We start from the raw sequence: 17,775 nt of genomic DNA on the forward strand, positions 1-17,775 counted from the left end.
GACCTGGCACGCACCTCGGTCCACAGGTCATCGGTGATCGCTGAGGCCGACAAGATCAGGGAGCCCCCGCTGCGGTGAAACGGACATAATTCCGCAGCGAGTACTCCCCCTGATCTTGATAGCGGGTGATTCTTCGGGTGCTCCTCGCGGATTCTCAGGTGGGAGGGGTGGACTCGTGGGGAGTGATCAGCGGAGGAGTGGAAGGAGTGGCGTGATGAGCAGGAGTGGAATCGTCGCAGCATGCACCGGGGTTCTGGTGGCGGTCGTGGTTGCCGGGACCGGGGTCGCGAGTGCTGACACCAGCCCGGGATGTGCCTATCCCGATGTGAACAATCCGACGTGCCAGACCTTCGGGCACGACAGCACCAGCCCGTCCATGGGTGGGCCCACCCACGACCACAACGGCGGGCGGTACTGAATCAGCTTGCGGGCGAACCGAACCAGCGGGGCAGGGCGGCGAGCAGGTCGTGCTGGTCGGAGCCGATCCAGGCGACGTGACCGTCGGGGCGCAGCAGGATCGCGGGGGCGTCGAGTTCCTCGCTGACGGCTACGACGTGGTCGACACGGTCGGACCAGCCTGCGGCCGAGAGCTTTCCGGTCTGATCCAGTAGCAGGCCGCGGCCCTCGTGCAGCAGTTCGTAGAGGCGGCCTTGCTTCAACGGGATATCGCGCTGACGGCGGCCGAGCAGATCGGGGCCGTCGCCGAAGTCGTAGCGGATATTGACGGCGATGACCTTCTCCGTCAGGTAGCGCTTCACCTCCGGGAACGCCATGAGCTCGGTAAGCAGGCGGCGCATCGCCTGGGGGCCGGGCTCGGGCAGCGACAGCTCGGTCTGCGCGCGAGTGTTGTTGAGGACGTCCTCGGCCCAGGTGCGGCGTTCGGACTCGTAGGTGTCGAGCAGATCGGCCGGGGCCCAGCCCGCTACGGCGGCCGCCAGCTTCCAGCCGAGGTTGAAGGCGTCCTGGACACCCAGATTCAGGCCCTGGCCGCCGACCGGCGGGTGGATGTGCGCGGCATCACCCGCGAGCAGGACACGACCGGACCGGTAGTGGTCGGCCAGCCGGGTGGCGTCGCCGAATCGCGAGAGCCAGCGCGGGGAATGCATGCCGAAATCGGTGCCCGCGATGGACAGGAACTGCTCGCGCAGTTCCTCGAGGGTCGGCGGCACGCGGGGATCGTCGGTGAGGCCCGCAGCCGGCGCGCCCACCCGATAGCGGTTGCCGCCCAAGGGAACCGCGCCGAAGCGGCGGTGGGTTTTGTGCAGCTCCATGACCGCCGCGATCACCTCCTCGCGGGGCGCGGTCAACTCCACCTCACCCAGCAGGGTCTCGATGCGGCTCGGCTCACCCGGGAAATCGATGCCGACTGCCTTGCGCACCGTGGAGCGGCCGCCGTCGCAGCCGACGAGATAGCGGGTGCGCAGGGTGCTGCCGTCGGCCAGCTCGACCGTGACGCACTCCTCGTCCTGGGTCACCCCGACCAGTTCGGTGCCGCGCCGGATCTCGGTGCCGAGTTCCACCGCGCGCTCGGCCAGCAGGCGATCGGTGATGGGCTGTTGCAGGCCCAGCACGAACGGGAAGCTGGTATCCAGCTGGATCTGTACATCGGTATAGATGCCCGCGAAGAAGCCGTTGGTCGGATGCTGGGTACCCAGCGCAATGAAACGATCCGCGATTCCGCGCTGATCGAGGATCTCCACAGTGCGGGCATGCATGCCCATCGCCTTCACGACCTCGGTCGGTTCGGCATCGCGCTCGATCAGCAAAGTGTTGACGCCGTGCAGACGCAACTCACTGGCAAGCATCAAACCGGTCGGCCCGGCCCCGGAAATGATCACATCGAACATGAACCCGCCCATCGTCGAAGTTGCCTCGGGTCGGCATGCGGAAAGGCTATTTCCGCAGGTACCGACCTTCGGCCGACGATTCTGCAGCACGACAGGGGTCTTGCCGCAAGCCCCCCACTCCGATATAAGTTGAAGTGGGGAGGGAATCAAATTCTTTCGACGCTCAGCGCGCGAAGCTCATTTCAGCATGAAGCCTGCCGCGATGAGCATGATGATCACGAGTACCGCGAACCAGGTGATCAGTTGCCATTGCAAGAGGGTTGAGCGCTGGCCGGCGACCGTCAGGCGCAGGGTCGCGTCCACTCGGTTGTGGTCGGCGATCTTGCGGCGGGTTTGGGCCAGGTCGTCGGCCTGCTGTTGGGAGGCGATCTCGGCGCGTTCGAGGCGGTGGGTCATGCGCATCAACTGCTTTGTCTTGTCGCGAGTGGCCTTGCGCGCCAAGGCCAGAGCCGTGCGCTGATTCTGCAGTTCCTGCCGCTGCCGCGCGATGACGGCCGCCTGTGTCCGAGTGTGACGTTCCCAGTCGGTCACCGTCGCCCATCCTCCCTGGTGCTCGTCGCGGCAGCCGAAGGCGATCTCCTCGGCCACCCAGCCCGTGATGAATTCTCGCAGTTCACAGGCGGATTGGCGGGCCGAGACCACACCACCCGGTCCGGCGATGAGCAGGCCACCGACCACCCGGTACTCGCAGCCGTCGGCGGCGAAGTCGTCGAGACCGAGCGCGGGCAGCTGCGCGGTCCAGAATCCGGGCGGGCAAATCCATAGCACTTCGCTACAACCGCTGGTCCGCAGCTCGACGGTGCGGGCGCGGGCGCGCGTCAACTCGGGTGCGGCGCTGGAGACCTCGATGGCGCAGGTCCGATCGCCCTTGCGCCACAGCACGTCCACGCCGATCCCGCCGAGGCTCGCGGCCACCTCGACATCCTCCGCACCCGCGGCCAGCAGCCGGCCGCGTAGCCAGAATTCCAGCCGCCGCACATCCCAGCGGCAGGCCGCACAGTCGGATTCACGGCAGCGCTCACCCGCCGCGTGCCCGCGCGAATCCTTCCCCTGCGCGCGGGTCCGAGAACGGTCGCGAAGGGACGAATCACCCACTACCGTAGTTGGATTCGAGTGTGGATCCGGTTCGGCCAGTGCCACCGGTACTTCCACTCGCCTCGTGCTCACAAGATCACCCCAGCCACCACACTCACCGCAAGGACCGCTTCCGTCGTATCGGAAACCACCAGCCCGAGCCGTCACTTCCAGAGTGCCGCAGGGCAACCGCCTTCAGACCCGAAAGCGACCAGATTCGTTATCCAACTGCGAGCGGCGTGTGATCAAGCGGGGCGCTGATCGTAACCGAGGTCCGGGATGCCGGACTCGGCCACCGCCGCTACTCTTTCGAAATGCTCCCGCCTCACCCTCAGAAGTCGCAGCTCAGCGCTCTCGATCCGACGCTGCGGGCGGCACGCACCGCGAACTCCGTCGCCTTCGCGCTGCAGGGGTTCTTCCTGGCCGTGATCCTCACCGAATTACCGCAGATGAAGGACAAATTCGGGCTGAGTGACGGGCTCATCGTCGCCATCGTCGCGCTGATCTCACTGCTCGCGGGCGTCGGCAGCATCACCGCGGAACGGATCGCGCTGCGCTGGTCGAGTCGCACGGCATTGCGCGCCGGGCTGGCGGTGATCGCGGTGGCCGGTGTGGCGATCGCGGTGTCACCCAACCTGATCTGCGCATTCGTGGCGCTGGGGGTGTACGGCGTGGCGGTCGGCATGGTGGATGCCGGAACCAATATGCAGGCGGTGTTCATTCAGCACGGCTATGGCCGATTCATTCTGGTGTCGTTCTACGCGGCGTGGAGTGCCGGATCGATCCTCGGCGCGTTGTGCGTGTCGGCGTTCGAGGCGCTGCACGTGCCGCTGTGGGCGTCGATCACGATCGCGGCCGCGGTGGTGGCGGTCGGTTGCGCGGTCGCGGGACCGCGCTTGCTGGGCAGCGATGACGCGGAAGCCGGTCCGGCCGAAGGACAACCGGCCACCTCGGTGCCGACCCGGCTGTTCCTGATCTTCGGCGTGGTGATCGCACTGGCCTTCGCCATCGACCTCGCGGTCGGCAACTGGTCGGCGCTGTACCTCAAGGACGAACTGCTGTCCTCCTCGGCGACCGCCGCGCTGGCGCTCGCGGCGTATCAGGGCGCGTCGCTGGTCGGGCGGCTCACCGGTGATCTGTGGGTGCGGCGCTTCGGGCCGCGCACGGTGGTGCGGGTAGCGGCGGCGGTCGGCTCGGTCGGACTGCTGATCGTGGTCACCGCGCCGGGACCGGTGGTCGCGATCCTCGGATTCCTGGTCGCCGGAATCGGATTGCCGGTGATCGCGCCGCTGTGCTTCAGCGAGGCCGGGCAACTCACCAGCGGCCGCGACCTCGACGCGCTCATCGCGCGGCTCAATCTGTTCAACTACGCGGGCACCCTGGTGGGTGGCGCGGTCGTCGGCGTGGTCGCCGATGCCGCGAATCTGCGTGCCGGATTCTCGATTCCGCTCGCCTTCGCGGTGGTGCTGATCGGGTTCGCGCGCATCTTCCACACCCGTACCGCGACGACCCCCTCGACCGCCGAGCCCGCCGCCGAACCTGCTTGACTGAGGCGGTGAGCGATTCCGCAGCCATCGACACGATCGTCGACCGAGCGCAACCCGCCGACGCCGACGCCCTCGCCGCGGTGGCCGCGGTGACCTTCCCGCTGGCCTGCCCGCCCGGCTCCCTGCCCGCCGACGAGGCCGCCTTCATCGCCGCCAACCTCTCCCCCGGCAAGTTCCGCGAGTACCTCGGAGATCCGGACCGGCTGGTACTCAAGGCGGTTCACGACGGGGAGATCATCGGGTACGCGCTGCTCAATGCCATGGCACCGGCCGATCCGGACGTCGCCGCCGTGATCACCGAACGGCCGGTGACCGAACTCAGCAAGATGTACGTGCTGCCCGGCAGCCACGGCAGCGGCGCGGCGGCGGCGCTCATGCGCGCCGGGCTCGACGCCGCCCGCGGCAACGGCAGCGTCGCGGTCTGGCTGGGCGTCAACCAACTCAACGCGCGCGCCCAGCGGTTCTACGGCAAGCACGGATTCACCGTGGCGGGCACCAAGACCTTCACCGTCGGTGCCCAACTCCACCACGACTACGTCATGCGTCACCGATTCTGAGCAACATCACCGATCCTGAACAGCGTCGCCGGATGCGAGCAGTTCCAGGCGGCGACCGCGGAAGCGCTCGCGCATACGCCGGTCGTGGGTGACCAGCACCACCGCGCCGGAGTAGCCGTACAGCGCCTGTTCCAGATCCTCGACCAGGGCCGGGGACAGGTGGTTGGTCGGCTCGTCGAGCAGCAGCAGATCCACCGGATCGGTGACCAGCCTGGCCAATTCGATCCGGCGGCGCTGACCGTAGGACAGCTCCCGCACCCGCAGGTGCAGCTCCGCCGGGCGGAACAGGCCCAGCGCCAGCAAGGCGTCGGCGTGCTCGTCCGCGTAGCCGGGACGGCCGGAGGCGAAGGCGCCCAACGTCGTCAACTCTGGGTGCCACGACGATTCCTCTTGCCGTAGATGTCCGACGCGGCCATGCACCGTCACCTCGCCCGAGTCGGCGGCCAGTTCCCCGGCCAGCAGGCGCAACAGCGTGGTCTTGCCCACACCGTTGGGGCCGGTCACCAGCAACCGGTCCCCCGCCTCGATCCGCAGGCTCGCCAGACGCAGACGCCCCTGCACCACAACGGAATCCACCTCCGCGACCGGCAACACATCCGCGACAGCGTGGCCGGTCACGGGGGTGAGCGGGGCGGTGGGAGTCGGCAGGGTGGCGGTGAAGCGCAGCGGATCTGGCGGTGGGGCAACGGGATCCGAGGTCAGTCGGGACACCCGTTCCTTGGCGTTGCGGATCCGCGATTGCGCACCGTGACCGCGGCTGCGGGTGCGGAACGGACCCGCGGCGAATACCGCCAGGGGTAGTTTGCGCGGAATCGCTTCCAGTCGAACCACATTGGATTCGGCCAGCCGTTCGTTGCGGGCCAGCTCGTCACGCCAGGTGCGGTACTCCAGTTCCCGGCGGTGACGCTGGGCGGCCTTGGCCCGCAGGTAGCCGGCATAGCCGTTGCCGTGCCGGGTGACCGTGCCGTCGTCGACCTCGAGCACGGTGGAGGTGATGCGCTCGAGGAAGACTCGGTCGTGGGTCACCGCGACCACGGTGCCGGTGTGGTCGCACAGTTGCCGTTCCAGCCATTCCACGGCCTCGTCGTCGAGGTCGTTGGTCGGCTCGTCGAGGAGCAGCAATTCCGGTGCGGACGCCAAGGTCGCCGCCAACGCCAGCCGTTGCCGCTGCCCACCGGACAGCGTGCCCAGCAAGCGATTACGGTCCAGGCCGGGCAGGCCGAGCCCGTGCAGGGCGGCGTCGACCCGCGCGGTGGCCTCGTAGCCGCCGCGCGCCTCGAAGCGAGCGGCCAGCACGGTGTAGGCGTCGAGACGGCGACCCAACGGTCCGGGTGCCGCCAATTCGGCTTCGGCCGTGCGCATTCGACGCTCCAGGTCGCGGATATCACTGAGCGCCAAGTCGATTGCCGCGCCGACGGTTGCCGTCGGCGGCAGTTCGAGGGTTTGCGCCAGGTAGCCGATGCCGCCGGGGGCCTGCACGATCAGTTCGCCGTTATCGGCCGCTTCACGACCGGCGATGAGCCGCAACAACGTCGACTTACCCGCCCCGTTCTCACCGATCACGCCGACCTTCTCACCCGGGCGGATGGACAGGTCGACCGCGTCGAACACAATGCGGCCGGGGAAGCGCTTGGTGACCGCGGACAGGGTGAGCTGGGATACAGCGGATTGGAGGGTAGGCATAGAGGTCTCCCGATTTTTGGGTGAATGAGGACTCGACGCGGAGCGGAGCTCAACGCGGCGAACTGATCACAAAAACAGGAAACCGAAAGCCATGAGGCCCGGAACATTAGCGAGGAAGTCGCCGGGGTGTCAACACATTATTTCGCCCCGCGCGAAACACGCACCCGGCGTAGCGTTTACGTACCGCACAGCCTGGGAGTACGACATGGCGAACGAACCGGCACCCGATCCACCCGGCGGACTGACGGCCCAAGGCAAGGGACTAGCCGTGACAGCCTTCGCCGCCGCCGGTCTGGCCCTCCTGGTCCCCTGCCTGTTCGGTTGGGCCGGAATCCTTCTCGGCCTCGCCGCCAACCAGAAGGGCCACCCGCTGGGCAAGGTGGCGGTCTACACCTCGATCGCCACCATGCTCATCGGATTCGCACTGACGGCCCTGGCCCGCAAGTACCTCTAGTGAGAACTGCTGTCAGGCTAGGAGTTTGGCCTTCAGGGCGGCCACGTCGGCGTCGGTGAGCTTCAGGCCGTCGCGGACGTAGTTGTCGAAGGTGCCGTAGCTCTTGTTCACCTGGTCGAAGGCGGCGTCGAGGGCGGAGGCGGTGACGCCGTTCATCATGTCGCCGTCCTTGGCGCCGCGGTAGTAGTTGGACAGCAGGTAGTCGTAGTAGACGGTGTCCTTGTCGACGCCCAGGATCGTGAGCAGGACCGCGGAGGTCCAGCCGGTGCGGTCCTTGCCCGCGGAGCAGTGGAACAGGACGCCGCCGGGGTTGTCGGCGATGTCGCGCAACACGTTCGCGAAACCCTCGTTCGCGCCGGGGGCGGTGATGAAGGCGCGGTAGAGGTCGGTGCCGGCGGACAGGGTGGAGGCCATCACCTGCGGCGGGGCCTGACCGATGATGTCGTCGTGGTGCTCGGTCGCGCCGGCGGGGACCTTGTCGACACCCATGAGCTGCTGCTCGTAGCTGGTGCGCAGATCGTGGATGGACACCACATTCAGCGAGGTGAGCTTGGCCAGGTCGGCGTCGGTGGCCTTGGACAGGTCGCCGGTGCGGAAGACCAGGCCGGTGCGCACGGTGTGGCCGTCGGCGGTTTTGTAGCCGCCGGCATCACGGGCGTTGAGGACACCGGTGAGGCCGAGGGCGCGGTTGTCGGTGTTGACGACCGCATCCGAGGTGGCGGCGGGCGGGTCGGTGGCGAAGGCGGTCGCCACCGAACCCAGGCTCGCGGATAGGGCGATGGTCACCACCGCGGCGGCTTGGACAGCACGTTTACGCACGGTAAATCTCCTTCCGAGGACGAAAACCGAACCGGGACCGGTTTTCGTTGACCCTCGAAATTTATTACCTGTGGGGACCCTAAGAAGCACCGGGGTAGCCCCAACTCTCGGGGGCTCTCAGGGGCAAGCCCCTGAGACCCCAACCCCGAGTCAGGCGTGCGCGGGAGCCTCGAAACGTGAAAGCGCCAGCAGACGCGAGATCGCGCGCAGGTACTTCTTGCGGTAGCCGCCGTCCAGCATCTCCTGGGTGAAGATCTGATCCAGCTTCGCGCCCGAGACGGTCACCGGGATGCCCGCGTCGTAGAGCCGGTCGGCCAGCACCACGATGCGCAGCGCCACGGCCTGATCGGTCACCGTGTGCACGTTCGAAACGTTCACCGACGTCACGCCGTTGATCAGCGCGCCGTAGCGGGACGGGTGCAGGGTGCTCAGGTGCTTGAGCAGCTCGTCGAAGTCGTCGAGCGTGGAACCCGGTGTGTGCGCGGCCTTCTCGACCAGGGTCTCGTAGGACGCGGGCTCGGGGGCGGGCGGCAGGTCGCGGTGACGGTAGTCGGGGCCGTCCACACGCACGGCCTCGAACAGCGCGCCCAGCTTCTTGATCTCGCGCAGGAAGTCCTGGGCGGCGAAGCGGCCCTCGCCCAGCTGGCCGGGCAGGGTGTTGGAGGTCGCCACGATGGAGACGCCGCGGTCGGTCAGCTCCGAGAGCAGCCGCGAGACCAGCATGGTGTCGCCCGGATCGTCGAGCTCGAACTCGTCGATGCACAGCACGCTGTTGGCCGACAGCCGCTCGACCGCATTGTTGAAGCCCAGCGCGCCAACCAGATTGGTGACCTCACCGAAGGTGCCGAACGACTTGGGATTGGGCACGCTGTGGAAGATCGACGCCAGCAGGTGGGTCTTGCCCACACCGAAACCGCCGTCGAGGTAGAGACCGATGCCGTGCACCGGCTTCTTCTTCCCGAACAGCGACTTCTTGTCCGCGGCCTTACGCAGGGCGGTCACCCGCTCGGCGAACTGCGCGGCTTTCTGCACGGCCGCGGCCTGAGAAGGTTCCTTCGGGTCCGGAATGTAGGAACCGAAGCTCACCTCGTCGAAGGTGGGCGGCGGAACCATCTGGGCCACCAGCTGGTCTGCCGGAACCTCCGGGTGGCGATCGACGAGGCGTTGTTGCACAGCGGAAGCCTAGAGGCGTGATGGGATAGGTCCTTATGCAGCGTATGCCGAATGCGATTCAGCTCACAGATCTCACCCGCGACGACCTGGTCGAGATGTACGCGTATCCGGTAGAGGCAAGTGTCCCGTATGTGCGTGTCAACTTCGTGACCAGCATCGATGGCGCGGTCAGCGTGGACGGGCGCTCCGGCGGGCTGGGTACGCCCGCCGATCACAAGGTGTTCGCGCTGCTGCGCGATCTGGCCGATGTGATCGTGGTCGGGGCGGGCACCGCGCGAGCGGAGAACTACGGTGCGGCACACACCGATTCGGAGCTGCGCCGGCGACTGCACCGCGAAGGGCTCGGCGGGGACGCGCAGGGCACGCCGCCACCGATCGCGGTGGTCACCGCGCGCGCCGCCCTCGATCCGGCGAGCCGGTTGTTCACCGATACCGGTGCGCGGCCGATCGTCTTCACCACCGCCGCCGCGCCCGACGACAGTAAGAAACGGCTCATCGACGCGGGCGCGGAAGTGATCGTTGCGGGCGAGAACCAGTGCGAGGCCGAGAACATCCGCACCTCCCTCGACGCCCTGGGATTGCGGCGGGTGCTGTGCGAGGGCGGGCCGTCACTGTTCGGGGAATTCCTCACCGCCGGAGCCGTCGACGACCTCTGCCTGACCCTATCGCCGCAGCTGGTGGGCGGGACCGCGGGCCGAATCGCGGTGTCCCCCAAGGCCGCGCCCACCCCCATGGAACCCCGGCACCTGCTGCTCGCCGACGACGGCACGATCTTGACCCGATGGGAACGCGCGGCCACCCGAGGCTGAAACCGCGCCCCGGACCTGGCAGGCTGTAGCGCATGCGCTGGACTCGGGCCGCTCTGCTGGCGTCGACACTGTCGGTATTGGTGACCACCGCCTGCGGGGCCGGGCCGTCGGACCGGCCGGCCGTCGCCGTGGAACAGCCGCATCAGGCCGGGGTCGCGCCCAGTACCGCGCCCGCCGACGCCGTCGTCCCCGCGCCCGAGGTGCCCAAGACCGACCTGTCCTGGAAGGACTGCACCGCACCGACGTTCAGCCTGCTGTCGCTCGGCGCGCCGCCGCCCGGACTGGTGCTGGAATGCGCCGAATACACCAGCCAGATCGATGTGGCCGGGAATGTGGCGGGCAACTTCCGCAACGCGGCCATGCGCGCCCGCTACGACCGCACCCCCAAAGACGCGGCACCGCTGATCCTCACCTCCGGCAACGACCGGTCCTCCACCGCCACGCTGGCGGGGCTGGCCGCCGGGAACGCCAGCGCGCTACTGGCCGCGCGGCCCATCATCGCGGTGGATCGGCGCGGCATCGGCAGCTCGGTGCCGGTGACCTGCATGACCGACCCACAGCGCAAGGTGCTCGCCGATCAGGCCCAGTTCACGCGCGGCACAACCGATCCCGTCGACGCCGTGAGCACCGCCGGACGCGAGGCCACCGTCGCCTGCCTGGACTTCCTCGCACCCGGCCAGGGCATGTACGACGCCCCGCACGCCGCCGACGACCTCGAGCAGTTGCGCAAGCAGCTGCAGGTCGACCACATCGCGTTGATGGGTACCGGCACCGGCGCGAACGTGGCGCTGAACTACGCACGCAAGTACGGCGACCACCTCGGACGGCTGGTGCTGGATTCGCCGCAGGCGGTCGGGCTGGACGCCAACGGGCGCGCCGAACAACGGGTCAAGGGGCAGGAGGCCGCGCTCACCGCGTTCGCGCAACGCTGCTCGGCGCTGAACTGCTCGCTCGGGGCCGATCCGCGCGCGGCCGTCCTCGATCTCGTGAACCGCGCCGGGGCCGGGCAATTGGGCGACCTGTCGGCGTCGGTGCTGGTCACCACGCTTGCCAGTTTCCTGGGTGACTCACGCTCCCTGGGCAATCCGCAGCTCACCGAATTCGCCGACGCGCTCAGCGCGCTGGGCCGCGGCGACCACGGGCCGATCACCCCGTTCATCCTGCGGGCCGCCGCGGGCGTCGCCACCGACGGTCAGTTCGTCAACCGGTGCAGCGACAACCACGAGCCGTCCACCCCCGACAAGGCCCGCGCCCTCGAAACCAGCTGGGCCACCCAATATCCGGTATTCGGCAAGGTCGCGGCCATCGACCTGATGGCCTGCTCGGCCTGGCCCGCCGCCGGCCCGATGACCGCACCCGACAAGCTCGACCTGCCGGTCCTGGTCCTCGGCGGCAGCGCCGACCCGGTCGTCGGCCAGGACGGCCGCCCCACCGTCACCGGCGCCCTCGGCGCAGCAGGCGCCCGCACCGCCACCGTCGTCTGGCAAGGCTGGGGCCACCCCACCTTCGCCCACTCCGGCTGCGCCCAACAGTCCCTCGCCGACTACCTCAAGGACGCCAAGCTCCCCGCCGACGGCACCGCCTGCCCGGCCTAACACCGATCCCGCGACCGATGCGCGCCCGCGAAGGCAGCCATACTCTCGTGCTCATCGCGTACGCCAGACCCCCGCACCCGTCACGCATGCCCGCGCGACAACTCGTATGCCAACGCGACAACTGATCTCGCAACGGTCGGGGTAACTCCCCGGGTACCCCCGAAATCGGTTCGGCTCCCAACCGCCGCTCCGGGTGCGAGACAGCAGGCGGCACCCAAGCCGCCCGCTGAAGTCCCGGGGAGGTGGAACAGCGGGTCGGCGCATGTGTGACGGGGGGTTTCGGTGTACCGTGCCCGAGTGTTCCTTCGACAGCTCGAGCCGCGCACCGCTCGCACCACCGCCGAGGTACTGAACTTCGCCCTGTGGCCGCTCGCGATCCTCACCGTGATCCATCGCGTGTTCATCAATGCTGTCAACTACCACGTCACCAATGACTTCACGCCGGTGTACAACGCGTCGCTCGCGTTCCTCAATCACCGCGCGGTGTACAACGCCAACTTCAACTCGACCGACCCGGCGTACCTGTACCCGCCCAGCGGCACGCTGCTGATCTCGCCGCTGGCGATCATCGACCCGGAGAAGTCGCGTTGGGGCTTCATCCTGATCAACGCCATCGCGCTGCTGCTGGCCTGGTATCTGCTGCTGAAACTGTTCAACTACACGCTGAACTCGGTGGCCGCGCCCGCGCTGCTGCTGGCCATGTTCGTCTCCGAGACGGTCACCAACACGCTGGGCTTCACCAATATCAACGGGTGCCTGTTCCTGGCGATGATGGCGTACATCCATCTGCTGCTCAAGCGCAAAGACCTTTGGGCCGGTGTGGCACTGGGGTTGACCATCGCGGTCAAGGGGCCATTGCTGGTGCCGCTGTTGCTGATTCCGCTGGTGCGCGGGCAGTGGAAGGTGTTCATCACCGCCCTGGGCATCCCGGTCCTGCTGAACCTGCTGGCCTGGCCGTTGATCGTGGACTACAAGGCGTTCTGGACGCACACCCTGCCGTACCTGTCGGAGGCGCGCGACTACTTCAACAGCGCGATCGTCGGCAATGCCGGGTACTACGGTGTCGCCGACTGGCTGACCTGGAGCATTCGCATCGTCATGGGTGTCCTGGTGCTGATCTCGCTGTGGCTGCTGTACCGGTACTACCGTGACGACGAGGTGTTCTTCATCTGCACCACCTCCGGCATCCTGATCACCGCCACCATGCTGCTGGGCCCGCTGGGCCAGATGTACTACTCGATGTTCCTGTTCCCGCTGCTGATGACCGTGGTGCTGCGAAACTCGTTGCTGCGCAACTGGCCCGCCTGGCTCGCGATCTTCGGATTCATGTCCTACGACAAGTGGCTCTCCGACCGCTGGCAGAGCATCGGCCGCGACCTGGAATACCTGCGCACCACCTTCGGCTGGGGGCTGCTGCTGATCGTCGTGTTCTGCGTGCTCGGCGACCGCTACCTGGCCGCCAAGCGCGAAGGCCGGCTGCAGACCGGCAAGTCGCTGGATCCGGCCTGGATGCACCCGGAATGGGACATCGACGACACCGAGGTCGCCGTCACGCCGCGCACCAAGGCCGGTGCCGCGTACTAGCGTGGAACCATGAGTTCCGATGCTGACACCTCGACGGGGGCCGAACAGCCCGTCCCGCGCATCCAGCTGACCCCGCAGGAATGGCGGGCCAAGCTGAGCCCGGAGGAGTACCACGTGCTGCGCGAGGCGGGCACCGAACGGGCGTTCACCGGCGAATACACCGACACCGAGACCGAAGGCGTCTACTCCTGCCGAGCCTGCGGCTCCGAATTGTTCCGCAGCGGTGAGAAATTCCATTCGCACTGCGGCTGGCCGTCCTTCTTCGACCCGGCGAAATCCGACGCGGTCGTGCTGCGCACCGACGACACCCTGGGCATGCGACGCGTAGAAGTCCTGTGCGCCAACTGCCACAGCCACCTCGGACACGTCTTCGAGGGCGAGGGCTACCCCACCCCCACCGACAAGCGCTACTGCATCAACTCCCTGTCGCTGCGGCTGGAACCCGCGGCAGGCTCCGACAGCTGAGACCACCTCACGGGGCGATCGGTGCGAATCCAGCACCGATCCCACCACGACGGGCGCGCCCGAATCCGTCTGCCACAGCACGATGCTGCCGGCGAAGTAGGGGTCTGCGTCACCGAGCACGAGTCCGCAGGTGAGCCCCGTCAGCTGGCCACTCAGCGCAACGTCGGCTTGCCCGCGGCCTCGAACAAAGCGTTCAGTCGTTGCGCGAATACCGATCGAGGCGATGCCCCCGCACGGCGATCCGCCGCGTCCTCCCCTGCGCTCACTCGCTCATCATCCAGCGAATATCGCGGTCCGCCAACAGTTTCGGTGTTCCGGGTGGAATCGTCGCGGCCGTCCTTCACTACCCTGTGCTACAGTCTAGTGGTAGTCATTACCACTGAGTAGTGCCCGAGCGAAGGAGCCTGCCACGGAAAACTTGACGGAGATGCTGAAAGGCACGCTCGAAGGGTGCGTTCTCGAGATCATCGACAACGAGGAGACCTATGGGTATGCCATTACGCGTCGGCTGAATGATCTCGGGTTCGCGGATGTCATCGAGGGGACGGTTTACGCGATTCTGCTGCGCCTGGAGAAGAGCGGGCTCGTCGATGTCTCGAAACGGCCTTCCGAAGTCGGGCCGCCGCGCAAGTTCTACGCGCTCAATAATGCGGGGCGGAAAGAACTCTCGACATTCTGGAAGAAATGGGAATACGTCTCATCGCGTATCAATGAGCTCAAGGGAAGTGAGCGATGAATTTCTGGGAGACAGTCACGGGTAGCGATCTCACCAGGGAATACAAAGCCTTCGAGGCCCGGGCCGAGGCTCTCCCGGCCGAGTATCGAACGGCCTGGGAAGAGATCAAACGCAACCTCTCACCCCGCTCGGATTTCACGGGTCGCAATCTGATGCCGATTCTCGACGGCATTCTCGGACTGCTCGAGGAAACGGCGTCGGAGGGGCAGGGCGTCCATGAGGCGTTGGGCGATGACATAGCGGGATTCTGCGCGGCGATCGCCGGCAGCGAAGGAGCCGCGGATTATCGCGACAGGTGGCGGGCGCAGTTGAACAGAAATGTAGCCAGAAAGCTGGATCGGTTAGGAGGATAACGTGGGAATCCGCGACATCATCGAAGGCAAGCGAGAGTGGCGGGCTCATATGGCCCGGGTAGACGCGCTCCCACCCGATTACCGGATCGTGTACAAGGAGATACAGAAGTACTTTTTCAAGGTCGGAGCTGTCGAGCTGGTCGAGCTGGGGGACGGGAATCTGCTCTCGGAACTCGTCGACTTCTTCGAAGAGGGGATCGCGGACGGCAAGGGAGTCCGGGAACTGCTGGGCGACGATGTCGCGGCGTTCTGCGACGACCTGCTCCGGACTCACGAGGCCTTCGGCGCGCCGCCCTGTGACACGCCGAAGGCTACTCGATAGTCGACTTCCTCTCACCGCGACTACACCCCTCGGGCAGCGCAGCTGATCGAGCCGCAGGAACACTATGGGGCGGGCGCGAATTCGGCGCACGCCCCGAATTCTGCGGGCACGGCGCCGGATCCGGTTACGGCAGGGCGGCGATCAGCTTGTCGACCTCGACACGCGGACCGGTGAAGAACGGAATCTCCTCGCGCACATGGCGACGCGCCTCGGTGGCACGCAGATCGCGCATGAGATCCACGATGCGGTGCAGCTCGGGAGCCTCGAAGGCGAGGATCCACTCGTAGTCGCCCAGGGCGAAGGAAGCAACGGTGTTGGCGCGCACATCCGGGTAGTCGCGGGCGGCCTTGCCGTGATCGGCGAGCATCTTGCGACGGTCCTCGTCGGGCAGCAGGTACCAGTCGTAAGAGCGCACGAACGGGTAGACGCAGATGTAGTTGCCCGCGGGCTCGCCGGCCAGGAAGGCGGGGACGTGGGACTTGTTGAACTCGGCCGGGCGGTGCAGGGCGGCCTGGCTCCAGACCGGGTTGGAGATCGAGCCCAGCTCGGTGGTGCGGCGGAAGTCCGCGTAGGCGGCCTGCAGATCCTCGATCTGCTCGGCATGCCACCAGATCATGAAGTCGGCGTCGGCGCGCAGGCCCGCGACATCGTAGAGACCGCGGACCACGACGCCGCGCTCCTCGAGGCTGTCGAAGAAGGCCTGCGCCTCCTTGATCGCGGCCTTGCGGTCATCGCCGAGCACGCCGGGCTCCACCTGGAACACCGAGAACATGAGGTAGCGGATGGTGTCGTTGAGGGCCTTGTAGTCGAGTCGCGCCATGGCACCCATCGTGCCACTGCGCCCGAACCCGCCCGGAATCGGGCAGGGCGGACATGGTGATTCAGGTCGCGCTCGCCGCCCAGGAGGCGATCAGGCGGCGCAGGCCGTCGGCGAAGACGGCGTCGCCGGTGAGCAGATCGGTGATGACATCCAGATGGGTTGCCATGACCGGGTATTCGTCCGGGTCCAGGGCGGCCAGCGTGGAGCGGGTGCGCAACTGGGTGGGTTTGCGGTCGCGATGCTCGACCAGGGCCGCGCAGCCGAGGGTGTAGAGGTAGAGCTCGCGGTAACAACGGAAGGCGGCGGCGGCGGTCAGGCCGAACGAAACACTGTCGGCCAGTTGCGGTTCGGTCAGGCGCGAGAGCAGCCGGCGGCCCAGCCAGGGGCGCGGGCCACGCAGCATCACCAGGCCCGGGTAGGCGGTGAGCAGGGTGTACCAGGCGGTGAAGCGGGCCTCGGTGGCCGTCGCCCAGTCGCCGCAGCCCGCGGGGAGCTCCGGCAGGTCCAGGGCCAGCACGTCGGCCACCAGCTCGACCAGGCCGTTGAAATCACCGCCGCCCCTGCGCAGCACGGTGGTGTGCGAGACCCGCAGATCGGTGGCGATGGCCCGGAAGCTCAGCTCGGTGGCCCCACGGGATTCGATGATCGCCAACCCGGCCCGGGCGATCGCCTCGGGTGTCGCCTCTTCGAGCAACTTCGAGTTCCTGGGCATACGACCAGCGTAAGTTACAGTGGAACACCGGGGGTCGATCGGCCCGGAACATCCCGTCACGAGAACGAAAGAAGCGCACGTGCATCCGACATATGCCGAGGTGACAGCGGCCGCCGAACGAATCTCCGGCCACACCCGGCCGGTGGTGCTGGCCCGCGCCGACGCCGATACCGTGCCGGTCGCCGGTGAGGTCTGGTTCGCGCTCGAGCACATGCAGCACACCGGCAGCTTCAAGGCGCGGGGGGCCGCGAACTTCGTACTGGCGCAACAGGAGCAGGGGCGGCTGCCGCGCGTGGGAATCACCCTCGCGTCCGGCGGGAACGCGGGCGTGGCCGGGGCGTGGGCGGCGCGGCTGGTCGACTCCGCCGCCACCGTCTTCCTGCCCGACGCCGCACCCGCGATCAAAGTGGCGCGGCTGAGATCGCTGGGGGCACAGGTTCTTTCCGGTGGCGCAGCCTATGCCGACGCGGCCGCCGAATGCGAACGCTTCGCCCAGGTCAGCGGCGCGCTGCGCTCACACGCCTACGACGACCCGTACATCGCGGCCGGCGCGGGCACCCTGCTGGAAGAGATCATCGCCCAACTGCCCGACCTCGACACCGTCGTGGTGGCGGTCGGCGGCGGCGGGCTGCTCACCGGAATCACGGTGTCCGCCAACGAACACGGCGTCCGCGTAATAGCCGTAGAACCGGAGAACTGCCGCGCCTTCCACGCCGCCGTCGAGGCCGGAGAACCCGTGGATGTCGAGATCGACTCCGTGGCAGCCGATTCCCTGGGTGCCCGCCGCGTCACCCCCATGGCGTTGTCGGCCGCCGCCGAGGGCGAGGTCGTCCCGGTCCTCGTCACCGACAAACAAATCATCGCCGCCCGCCAAACCCTGTGGGACTGCCGCCGACTCGCCGTCGAACACGCCGCCGCCACTGCGCTGGCAGCCCTCCTCTCCGGCGCGTACGTCCCCGCCGCGGGCGAACGCGTCGCAGTGATCATCTGTGGAGCCAACACCGACCCCACAGACCTCGTCACCCACTGACCCGACGAGCGCGGCGCGCCCGTCCCAAGCAGTGCCTCGGGATTTCATCAGCGGCGCACCAAGTCCGGTGCAGTCAGCGCCACACGGCGCGGCCCATGTCGGCGCTGCGGCCGGCACACGATACGAGCCCGTTCGACGAAACAAGCAACGGCAGTCGAACCCGCCGCGGCCCGGAACGGCCTGCCCCACGGGCTG

Annotated in this window: 19 protein-coding genes; 12 read left to right on the forward strand and 7 right to left on the reverse strand. The window is 67.6% G+C overall.

Annotated features, from left to right (window positions below):
- The first annotated feature begins 214 nt into the window (after nucleotides 1-214).
- Complete coding sequence (locus tag ACFXHA_RS29285) at nucleotides 215-418, forward strand: hypothetical protein (protein ID WP_379362186.1); 204 nt, start codon at nucleotides 215-217, stop codon at nucleotides 416-418.
- 1 nt (nucleotide 419) lies between these two features.
- Here ACFXHA_RS29285 and rox read toward each other — a convergent pair whose 3' ends face one another.
- Both rox and ACFXHA_RS29295 read right to left on the reverse strand, forming a co-directional pair.
- The gene (gene rox / locus ACFXHA_RS29290) at nucleotides 420-1,847 is read right to left on the reverse strand and encodes a rifampin monooxygenase (RefSeq protein WP_379362187.1); all 1,428 of its coding nucleotides are present in this window, start codon (nucleotides 1,845-1,847) and stop codon (nucleotides 420-422) included.
- Between the two features lie 177 nt (nucleotides 1,848-2,024).
- Complete coding sequence (locus ACFXHA_RS29295; RefSeq protein WP_379362188.1) at nucleotides 2,025-2,942, reverse strand: hypothetical protein; 918 nt, start codon at nucleotides 2,940-2,942, stop codon at nucleotides 2,025-2,027.
- A gap of 293 nt (nucleotides 2,943-3,235) precedes the next feature.
- Between ACFXHA_RS29295 and ACFXHA_RS29300 the strand changes: the two genes are divergently transcribed.
- Entirely contained in the window at nucleotides 3,236-4,468 is a 1,233-nt protein-coding gene (locus ACFXHA_RS29300) for an MFS transporter (protein WP_379362189.1), read from the forward strand.
- Nucleotides 4,469-4,494: 26 nt separating this feature from the next.
- Entirely contained in the window at nucleotides 4,495-5,025 is a 531-nt protein-coding gene (locus ACFXHA_RS29305; protein ID WP_379362310.1) for a GNAT family N-acetyltransferase, read from the forward strand.
- A 6-nt stretch (nucleotides 5,026-5,031) separates the two neighbouring features.
- Here ACFXHA_RS29305 and ACFXHA_RS29310 read toward each other — a convergent pair whose 3' ends face one another.
- Nucleotides 5,032-6,708, reverse strand: coding sequence for a TlrC/CarA/OleB/SrmB family ABC-F type ribosomal protection protein (locus tag ACFXHA_RS29310; RefSeq protein ID WP_379362190.1), 1,677 nt, complete (start codon nucleotides 6,706-6,708; stop codon nucleotides 5,032-5,034).
- A 205-nt stretch (nucleotides 6,709-6,913) separates the two neighbouring features.
- On the opposite strand from ACFXHA_RS29310, the gene ACFXHA_RS29315 reads away from it, so the two are divergent.
- Entirely contained in the window at nucleotides 6,914-7,162 is a 249-nt protein-coding gene (locus tag ACFXHA_RS29315; protein WP_379362191.1) for a hypothetical protein, read from the forward strand.
- A 12-nt stretch (nucleotides 7,163-7,174) separates the two neighbouring features.
- On the opposite strand, the gene ACFXHA_RS29320 is transcribed toward ACFXHA_RS29315, so the two are convergent.
- Both ACFXHA_RS29320 and zapE read right to left on the reverse strand, forming a co-directional pair.
- Nucleotides 7,175-7,981, reverse strand: a complete 807-nt coding sequence (locus tag ACFXHA_RS29320; RefSeq protein ID WP_379362192.1) for a tyrosine-protein phosphatase — start codon at nucleotides 7,979-7,981, stop codon at nucleotides 7,175-7,177.
- Between the two features lie 150 nt (nucleotides 7,982-8,131).
- A complete protein-coding gene (gene zapE / locus ACFXHA_RS29325; protein ID WP_379362193.1) occupies nucleotides 8,132-9,154 on the reverse strand; it encodes a cell division protein ZapE in 1,023 nt (340 codons plus the stop codon).
- 35 nt (nucleotides 9,155-9,189) lie between these two features.
- Between zapE and ACFXHA_RS29330 the strand changes: the two genes are divergently transcribed.
- The 7 genes from ACFXHA_RS29330 (at nucleotide 9,190) to ACFXHA_RS29360 (ending at nucleotide 15,018) form a co-directional block, all read left to right on the forward strand.
- Nucleotides 9,190-9,963: a pyrimidine reductase family protein gene (locus ACFXHA_RS29330; protein ID WP_379362194.1), complete on the forward strand. Its 774-nt coding sequence runs from the start codon at nucleotides 9,190-9,192 to the stop codon at nucleotides 9,961-9,963.
- A gap of 32 nt (nucleotides 9,964-9,995) precedes the next feature.
- Entirely contained in the window at nucleotides 9,996-11,558 is a 1,563-nt protein-coding gene (locus tag ACFXHA_RS29335; protein WP_379362195.1) for an alpha/beta fold hydrolase, read from the forward strand.
- Nucleotides 11,559-11,855: 297 nt separating this feature from the next.
- Nucleotides 11,856-13,142 (forward strand): glycosyltransferase family 87 protein, encoded by a 1,287-nt coding sequence (locus ACFXHA_RS29340; RefSeq protein ID WP_379362196.1) that lies wholly within the window; start codon nucleotides 11,856-11,858, stop codon nucleotides 13,140-13,142.
- A gap of 9 nt (nucleotides 13,143-13,151) precedes the next feature.
- Entirely contained in the window at nucleotides 13,152-13,607 is a 456-nt protein-coding gene (msrB, locus tag ACFXHA_RS29345) for a peptide-methionine (R)-S-oxide reductase MsrB (protein ID WP_379362197.1), read from the forward strand.
- 427 nt (nucleotides 13,608-14,034) lie between these two features.
- Entirely contained in the window at nucleotides 14,035-14,343 is a 309-nt protein-coding gene (locus ACFXHA_RS29350) for a PadR family transcriptional regulator (RefSeq protein ID WP_379362198.1), read from the forward strand.
- Complete coding sequence (locus ACFXHA_RS29355; protein ID WP_379362199.1) at nucleotides 14,340-14,696, forward strand: DUF1048 domain-containing protein; 357 nt, start codon at nucleotides 14,340-14,342, stop codon at nucleotides 14,694-14,696. Before ACFXHA_RS29350 ends, ACFXHA_RS29355 begins: the two co-directional genes overlap by 4 nt.
- A 1-nt stretch (nucleotide 14,697) precedes the next feature.
- Complete coding sequence (locus tag ACFXHA_RS29360; protein ID WP_379362200.1) at nucleotides 14,698-15,018, forward strand: DUF1048 domain-containing protein; 321 nt, start codon at nucleotides 14,698-14,700, stop codon at nucleotides 15,016-15,018.
- 124 nt (nucleotides 15,019-15,142) lie between these two features.
- Here ACFXHA_RS29360 and hemQ read toward each other — a convergent pair whose 3' ends face one another.
- Together hemQ and ACFXHA_RS29370 are read right to left on the reverse strand one after the other, a co-directional pair.
- A complete protein-coding gene (gene hemQ / locus ACFXHA_RS29365) occupies nucleotides 15,143-15,838 on the reverse strand; it encodes a hydrogen peroxide-dependent heme synthase (RefSeq protein WP_379362201.1) in 696 nt (231 codons plus the stop codon).
- A gap of 61 nt (nucleotides 15,839-15,899) precedes the next feature.
- On the reverse strand, nucleotides 15,900-16,550 hold the full coding sequence (locus tag ACFXHA_RS29370; protein ID WP_379362202.1) for a TetR/AcrR family transcriptional regulator C-terminal domain-containing protein: 651 nt from the start codon (nucleotides 16,548-16,550) through the stop codon (nucleotides 15,900-15,902).
- Between the two features lie 79 nt (nucleotides 16,551-16,629).
- Here ACFXHA_RS29370 and ACFXHA_RS29375 point away from each other — a divergent pair, with 79 nt between their 5' ends.
- Complete coding sequence (locus ACFXHA_RS29375; protein WP_379362203.1) at nucleotides 16,630-17,580, forward strand: serine/threonine dehydratase; 951 nt, start codon at nucleotides 16,630-16,632, stop codon at nucleotides 17,578-17,580.
- The last annotated feature ends 195 nt before the right edge of the window (nucleotides 17,581-17,775 follow it).

It is taken from the genome of Nocardia sp. NPDC059240, assembly GCF_042753865.1.
GTDB lineage: Bacteria > Actinomycetota > Actinomycetes > Mycobacteriales > Mycobacteriaceae > Nocardia.

Coding starts and splice junctions, on each gene's coding strand:
- ACFXHA_RS29330 (WP_379362194.1), top strand. CDS start 9,190: ATGCAGCGTATGCCGAATGCGATTCAGCTCACAGATCTCACCCGCGAC.
- ACFXHA_RS29335 (WP_379362195.1), top strand. CDS start 9,996: ATGCGCTGGACTCGGGCCGCTCTGCTGGCGTCGACACTGTCGGTATTG.
- ACFXHA_RS29315 (WP_379362191.1), top strand. CDS start 6,914: ATGGCGAACGAACCGGCACCCGATCCACCCGGCGGACTGACGGCCCAA.
- ACFXHA_RS29300 (WP_379362189.1), top strand. CDS start 3,236: ATGCTCCCGCCTCACCCTCAGAAGTCGCAGCTCAGCGCTCTCGATCCG.
- ACFXHA_RS29310 (WP_379362190.1), bottom strand. CDS start 6,708: ATGCCTACCCTCCAATCCGCTGTATCCCAGCTCACCCTGTCCGCGGTC.
- ACFXHA_RS29355 (WP_379362199.1), top strand. CDS start 14,340: ATGAATTTCTGGGAGACAGTCACGGGTAGCGATCTCACCAGGGAATAC.
- rox (WP_379362187.1), bottom strand. CDS start 1,847: ATGTTCGATGTGATCATTTCCGGGGCCGGGCCGACCGGTTTGATGCTT.
- ACFXHA_RS29370 (WP_379362202.1), bottom strand. CDS start 16,550: ATGCCCAGGAACTCGAAGTTGCTCGAAGAGGCGACACCCGAGGCGATC.
- ACFXHA_RS29285 (WP_379362186.1), top strand. CDS start 215: ATGAGCAGGAGTGGAATCGTCGCAGCATGCACCGGGGTTCTGGTGGCG.
- msrB (WP_379362197.1), top strand. CDS start 13,152: ATGAGTTCCGATGCTGACACCTCGACGGGGGCCGAACAGCCCGTCCCG.
- ACFXHA_RS29350 (WP_379362198.1), top strand. CDS start 14,035: ATGCTGAAAGGCACGCTCGAAGGGTGCGTTCTCGAGATCATCGACAAC.
- hemQ (WP_379362201.1), bottom strand. CDS start 15,838: ATGGCGCGACTCGACTACAAGGCCCTCAACGACACCATCCGCTACCTC.